6 protein-coding genes are annotated in these 6,214 nt (G+C 38.7%); 3 read left to right on the forward strand and 3 right to left on the reverse strand.

Going from position 1 to position 6,214, the window contains the following annotated elements; genetic code table 11:
- Nucleotides 1–380: 380 nt before the first annotated feature.
- Entirely contained in the window at nt 381–1,025 is a 645-nt protein-coding gene (gene rlmE / locus BT797_RS10045) for a 23S rRNA (uridine(2552)-2'-O)-methyltransferase RlmE (RefSeq protein WP_075471937.1), read from the reverse strand.
- A gap of 114 nt (nt 1,026–1,139) precedes the next feature.
- Between rlmE and yhbY the strand changes: the two genes are divergently transcribed.
- On the forward strand, nt 1,140–1,436 hold the full coding sequence (yhbY, locus tag BT797_RS10050) for a ribosome assembly RNA-binding protein YhbY (RefSeq protein WP_045111680.1): 297 nt from the start codon (nt 1,140–1,142) through the stop codon (nt 1,434–1,436).
- A 115-nt stretch (nt 1,437–1,551) separates the two neighbouring features.
- Here yhbY and greA read toward each other — a convergent pair whose 3' ends face one another.
- Nucleotides 1,552–2,031, reverse strand: coding sequence for a transcription elongation factor GreA (gene greA, locus BT797_RS10055; RefSeq protein WP_045111681.1), 480 nt, complete (start codon nt 2,029–2,031; stop codon nt 1,552–1,554).
- Nucleotides 2,032–2,951: 920 nt separating this feature from the next.
- On the opposite strand from greA, the gene BT797_RS10060 reads away from it, so the two are divergent.
- A complete protein-coding gene (locus tag BT797_RS10060; RefSeq protein WP_045111682.1) occupies nt 2,952–3,575 on the forward strand; it encodes a trimeric intracellular cation channel family protein in 624 nt (207 codons plus the stop codon).
- Between the two features lie 121 nt (nt 3,576–3,696).
- Here BT797_RS10060 and tyrS read toward each other — a convergent pair whose 3' ends face one another.
- Nucleotides 3,697–4,893 carry a tyrosine--tRNA ligase gene (gene tyrS / locus BT797_RS10065; RefSeq protein WP_045112661.1) on the reverse strand — a complete coding sequence of 399 codons (1,197 nt, stop codon included), beginning with the start codon at nt 4,891–4,893 and terminating at the stop codon, nt 3,697–3,699.
- 182 nt (nt 4,894–5,075) lie between these two features.
- Here tyrS and BT797_RS10070 point away from each other — a divergent pair.
- Nucleotides 5,076–6,214 (forward strand): peptidoglycan DD-metalloendopeptidase family protein (locus tag BT797_RS10070; protein ID WP_075471935.1); only part of this gene is annotated, 1,139 nt, incomplete at its 3' end.

A 6,214-nucleotide genomic window follows, 5' to 3' on the forward strand; every position in this document is an offset into this window, starting at 1 on the left:
TGGACTCCCGTTTGGTCCGAAACTCTGAAATACTGACATTAATACGACTGCAATAACCAGCCATAAAATCAGATTTTTTGCCATATCACTCAAAATCTAGCCTCTCCGGGTCTTAAGTTCCCTGAAAAAAAACAGTTGATATACTCAATATATTCTAAATATAGACAGTTTAACAACAACTTACATTTTAAATTTTAATCCTGTGATCCTTACAATTAAAATGCAAGGTTGCAGAACCATTTAGATATTCTCTACTGTCTACTCAAATATATCAAGACTTGGCTATTTATTAACATAATTAAATGTTTATTGATAACAAATCTAGATTTTACTCTTCAATAGCAGCAGTGATATTACCTTTTGTTACAGGTCACAATAATTTAGCCTTTGTAACCCGTCGCAACGATGAACACTTCGCGTGAACGAGCACGTGATGAATCCGGTTTTCTGGTTTTAACTACAGTAAACAAACTACGTACATCTTTCATGAATTGCTCAAAGCCTTCACCTTGGAATACTTTGACCGCAAAACTGCCATTTGGTTTAAGCACTTCACGGCACATTTCGAGTGCAAGTTCGACCAAGTATATTGAAGCAGGTTGGTCAACACCGATATTACCACTCATATTGGGCGCCATATCAGAAATAACAACGTCAATCTGACCATCACCGACTTTAGCCAGTAATGCTGAGAGTACTTTCTCGTCTCGAAAGTCACCTTGCAAGAAATCGACCCCTGCAATTGGATCCATAGCTAAAATATCACAAGCAATAACACGACCTCTATCACCTAATTGTTTAACCGCATATTGCGACCAACCACCAGGAGCCGCGCCAAGGTCAACAATATTCATACCCGGTTTTAATAATTTATCTTTTGCTTGAATCTCTTCAAGCTTAAAAGTCGCACGTGAACGCAACCCTTGTTTCTTCGCATCTTTCACATATTTATCGTTGTGATGCTCTTGCAGCCAATTCTTTGAGCTGCCCTTTTGGGTACTTTTTTTCTTCGGTGTCGGGGTCATCTGAAAGCCTGTTAATAATATTTTTTTAAACCATTGCCATAATGGCATGGTATTAAGATGAAGATGAAGCTAAAATTACTCTTTTTCAACCCTAAGTAATAAGAAATTTAAAATATGGCATTAAGCAACAAACAAAAGCAACACCTAAAAGGTTTAGCACACTCATTGAAACCTGTCATCTTACTAGGCCAACACGGCTTAACAGAAGGTGTAATGGCTGAAATTGAAGTAGCGCTAGCACACCATGAATTAATCAAAATTAAAGTTGCGTCAGAAGACCGTGACCAAAAAGCATTAGTAATGGATACCATTGTAAAAGAAGCTAACGCAGAAAAAGTACAAAGTATTGGCCACACACTGGTCATTTATCGTACAAGTGATGAAAAGAAAATCATACTGCCAAGAAAATAATAGCTTTATGAGTATCCAGCTGGGCAAGGAATCCCAGCTCGACTATACCCAGTGTTAAAACTGGGTCACAGTACACAGTAATGCGTATCTGTATCTTCATGCAGTGTGTCGATAGTTAGATATATTCTACCGATACAATTTCAAATTCAATCGCGCCGCCCGGTGTCGTCACGACCGCAACATCATCAACACTTTTACCCACTAAACCACGCGCAATTGGTGAGTTAATTGAAATACGGTTTTGCTTAATATCCGCTTCATCATCACCCACTAGATTATAAGTAATCTCATCTTCCGTATCAGTGTTATAAATCGTCACTGTGCAACCAAAAATAACACGACCATTGTTTGCTATTTTTGTTACATCGATAATTTGACAATTTGACAATTTGCCTTCGATATCTTGAATACGGCCTTCACAAAACCCTTGCTCTTCACGTGCCGCATGGTATTCCGCATTTTCTTTTAAATCACCGTGTTCACGCGCTTCAGCAATTGAACTCACAATTTCAGGGCGGCGAACAGTTTTAAGATGCTCTAATTCTTGGCGTAAATTATCTGCACCACGTGCAGTCATTGGGATAATATTACTCATAATGCTTTTATAACCTTCTAATCAATTCATTATCATGACATTACTGAATTTTACAGCGCCGACAATGTTTACAATCATAATGCCCCCTATTGTAATACGAATATGACGACACTTCACCTAATTCAAACCATTAAACACATAAAATCTGATTATTGAGACCTTTGATTGCTCATTAACAACCAACCTTAAAATTAGGCTTAACGAGCCACTTTACGTACATTTAGCCCAACACAAGTAAAGTCATAATCGTAACGACCAAAACCAAACTTTTACATGAAAATTAATACGTTTAACAACAAAAACATCATGAGGCGCTACAGATGACACTGATAAAAGCATTAACACATACACTAATCAGCACTTCGATTGTATCAAGCCCCCAAAGCACCAAAAGTTACATTTTTCTTATAAATAGCTAGCCAAATGAATAAAATGTGTGCATAATGTACTCAACCCATCAGCATCAAGGACATTATCATGAAAGAATTTATAGCCGTTTTTACTGTTTTAACTACTTTAGCTATCACAAGTGGTGTTTTACCATCAATCGCTAGCCTATAGTTTGAAATACCAAAAACAGCATGGAAAAGTTTATTGTTTTATAACACTTGATTATAAATAAACGAAAACTTCTCTATGCTGTTTTTTTTATGCCCTTATATAATTCACTTTTACTCACTTCCCTCTCAATTTCATCTGAAAGATAGTATTCATAATCACATCATTAACAATTCAATTTTTATTTATATTCAGCCACTTTATTTGTTAGAACTTCGATATAGCTAAAAGAAATCATTTTTTCTATCCGTATACTCTGCTCTTCTTAATTATGGACAAATATACCCAAGCTAGCCTCTGATATAGCATCATCAAGTCGTTTGAGTATAGAAAAAGGGTTAACAAGTTTACTAATGATGAACATGGATATGATTTATTTACTCGATTTAGCGGGAACCGCCGTTTTTGCAATATCAGGCGTACAAGTCGCAGGCCAGATGCGCATGGACCCATTTGGCGCAACAGTATTAGCTGCCGTAACGGCGATTGGAGGTGGCACAATACGTGATGCTATCTTAGATGTAGGCCCTGCATTCTGGGTGCACGACCCCGTTTACCTCACCGTTATTATTCTGACATCTCTGTTAACCATTTTGTTTGCTAACCGTAATCATCGCATGCCGCCAATATTCTTACCCCTTGCCGATGCAGCAGGCTTAGCCTTATTCACCGTACTGGGTACGCAGAAAGCCTTAGCTTATGGCGCTCCAGGGATGACCGCGGTAGTGATGGGTGTTATCACAGGTGTTGCAGGAGGCATCATTCGAGATCTGTTAGCCAGTCGCGTACCTATGGTATTACAAAAAGATATCTATGCGACGGCATCGGTCTTGGGTGGCGTGGTTTATACAGGCTCATTACTCATTGGCATTACTGAAGGTTTTGCGATGTTATTAGCCATGACAGGAGTATTTACACTCCGAATGGCCGCAGTACATTGGCATTTAAGATTACCTATTTTTACTCTAAAACACCACCGCTCGTAAATTACATTAGCGAGCCTAAAAACTAAAAAGCCCGTTATGACAATCATCATAACGGGCTTAAATTATTTATAACAATGTATCAATTATTACAATACACCGATAAATAGTATCTTATCAGCAACTAGCCAAGTGTAATACGTGCAAACTTACGTTTACCAACTTGGTATACAGCTGTACCGGCTGCAGGTACAAGTCGTGTATCTTCTACTTTTTCGCCATCAATTTTAACAGCACCTTGCTTGATCATACGCATCGCTTCCGATGTCCCTGATACTAAGCCAGCTTCTTTTAATAAGTTAGCAATTGCAATTGCATCACTTACTGCAAAATCAAACTCTGGCATTTCATCTGGGATCGCATTTTTTGAAAAACGCTGAGTGAAATCATTATGCGCGCTTTCTGCTGCAACTTCATCATGAAAACGAGCAATGATTTCTTTTGCTAATGAAATTTTAACATCACGTGGATTAACGGCATCTGCCGCGATATCAGCTTTGAATTTTTCAATTTCAGCTAATGGACGGAATGATAATAATTCGAAGTAGTTCCACATCAATTCATCAGTGATTGACATAATCTTACCGAACATCTCGTTTGGAGCATCTGTTACACCAATATAGTTGTTCGCTGATTTAGACATTTTCTTCACGCCATCAAGACCAACAAGCAGTGGCATCATAATAACCGTTTGTGGTTTTTGACCTTCTGCTTTTTGTAATTCGCGACCCATTAATAAGTTAAACTTTTGATCTGTACCGCCAAGTTCAACATCCGATTGCAGTGCAACTGAATCATAACCTTGTAATAGTGGGTACATAAATTCGTGGATCGCGATACCTTGATTTGACGCATAGCGTTTTTTGAAGTCATCACGCTCTAGCATACGTGCAACTGTTTGTTGCGATGCCAAACGGATCATGCCCGCAGCACCTAATTCGTTTAACCACGTAGAGTTAAATTCAATGCGTGTTTTTGATTCATCTAAAATTTTGAATACTTGATCCGTATACGTTTTCGCATTAACAAGTACATCTTCACGCGTTAGTGGTGGACGTGTCGAGTTTTTACCTGACGGGTCACCCACGGTTGCAGTGAAGTCACCAATCAAGAAGATAACTTCATGACCAAGGTCTTGAAATTGACGTAACTTGTTTAAGATAACAGTATGGCCTAAATGTAGATCAGCACCTGTTGGATCAGCACCTAATTTAATTCTTAGCGGACGACCTTCTTTCAGCTTTGCTACTAATTCTTCTTCAACTAGGATTTCTTCTGTACCACGTTTGATTTCACGTAACGCATCATTGATTTGCGTCATAATATTAAGCTCCACACTTATTACCTAAATATAATGACTCTATACTACTGGATAGCATCACAATTGAAAACCATTGCACTGAGGCAATGCGATTAATTTGGTGATAATTTTTTTTGCACAGACCTTAGTATTTGCTAGAATACGTAACTTATTTTTTAATTGCCACAAGGTAGTGCTTTCTTATGTCATTCGGTAACCGTTTTAAGCAATTACCAAAACAGCACCGAACCTCCATTCTAATTATCTTTGGTTTGATCATTACACTGCTGTTACTCCCAGTCTCCACCAGCGCACCACAATCATCAGATGCAGACTCTTTTTATATCTACCAAGTGGGTGATCGTTACAGTTTAAAATTACCTCGCATTACCTCGGCAGAAAATAAGCCGGTTAAATCACGATTAACCAGTGAGGAAATTATCGTTCGCGCGGGTGATAATCTATCGTTAATTGGTCAACGTAGCCATTTATCGACAAAAACCATCTATGAAATAGATAAGTTGTCATCGGCAAAACGCTTACGCAGTATCTACCCTGGACAAAAACTAACCATCACAACGAATAATGATGGCCAATTTGTTGAGCTTATTTATCCTTACAGCGCCACCGAATCGTTACACATTAATAAAACAGCTGATGGTTACACAACTAACACCCTTAAAAACAAAATAGAAGTCAGAGAAACATTCACGCGTGCAGAGATCACCAGTAACTTCTGGAATGCAGGTGTTAAAGGTAAAATGCCAGCAAAACAAATCATGAACTTAGCCACAATATTTGGTTGGGATATCGATTTCGCCCTCGACATTCGAGCGGGCGACAGTTTTGCAGTGATTTATGAAGAACAATATATTAATGGTGATTTTGTTTCTACAGGTAATATCCTTGCCGCAGAGTTCATCAACCAAGGTGATAAATTTCAAGCGGTACGCCATAAAGATGGCAGCTACTATACCCCGTCAGGACGCTCTATGCGTAAAGCCTTCTTACGCGCTCCGGTAAACTTTAAATATATCAGCTCTAGTTTTAACCGTAATCGCCGTCATCCAGTAACAGGTAGAGTACGTGCGCATAATGGTATTGATTACGCAGCTAGAACAGGTACCCCTATTGTATCTGCAGGTGATGGTAAAGTTATCGCATCTGCTTATAATCGCTTTAACGGTAATTACGTCTTTATTAAACATAACGCTAATATTGTCACTAAATACCTGCACATGAATAAGCGTAGTGTCAAACAAGGACAGCGGGTTAAACAGAATCAAAAAATTGGTACGGTTGGTGCGACGGGTCGCGTAACGGGCCCCCATTTACATTATGA

The sequence above is a fragment of the Moritella viscosa genome, assembly GCF_900120065.1.
Taxonomy (GTDB): domain Bacteria; phylum Pseudomonadota; class Gammaproteobacteria; order Enterobacterales; family Moritellaceae; genus Moritella; species Moritella viscosa.

Bases quoted from the DNA above. Each gene is read 5' to 3' on its own strand.
- rlmE (WP_075471937.1), bottom strand. From the start codon at position 1,025: ATGACCCCGACACCGAAGAAAAAAAGTACCCAAAAGGGCAGCTCAAAG.
- yhbY (WP_045111680.1), top strand. From the start codon at position 1,140: ATGGCATTAAGCAACAAACAAAAGCAACACCTAAAAGGTTTAGCACAC.
- greA (WP_045111681.1), bottom strand. From the start codon at position 2,031: ATGAGTAATATTATCCCAATGACTGCACGTGGTGCAGATAATTTACGC.
- BT797_RS10060 (WP_045111682.1), top strand. From the start codon at position 2,952: ATGGATATGATTTATTTACTCGATTTAGCGGGAACCGCCGTTTTTGCA.
- tyrS (WP_045112661.1), bottom strand. From the start codon at position 4,893: ATGACGCAAATCAATGATGCGTTACGTGAAATCAAACGTGGTACAGAA.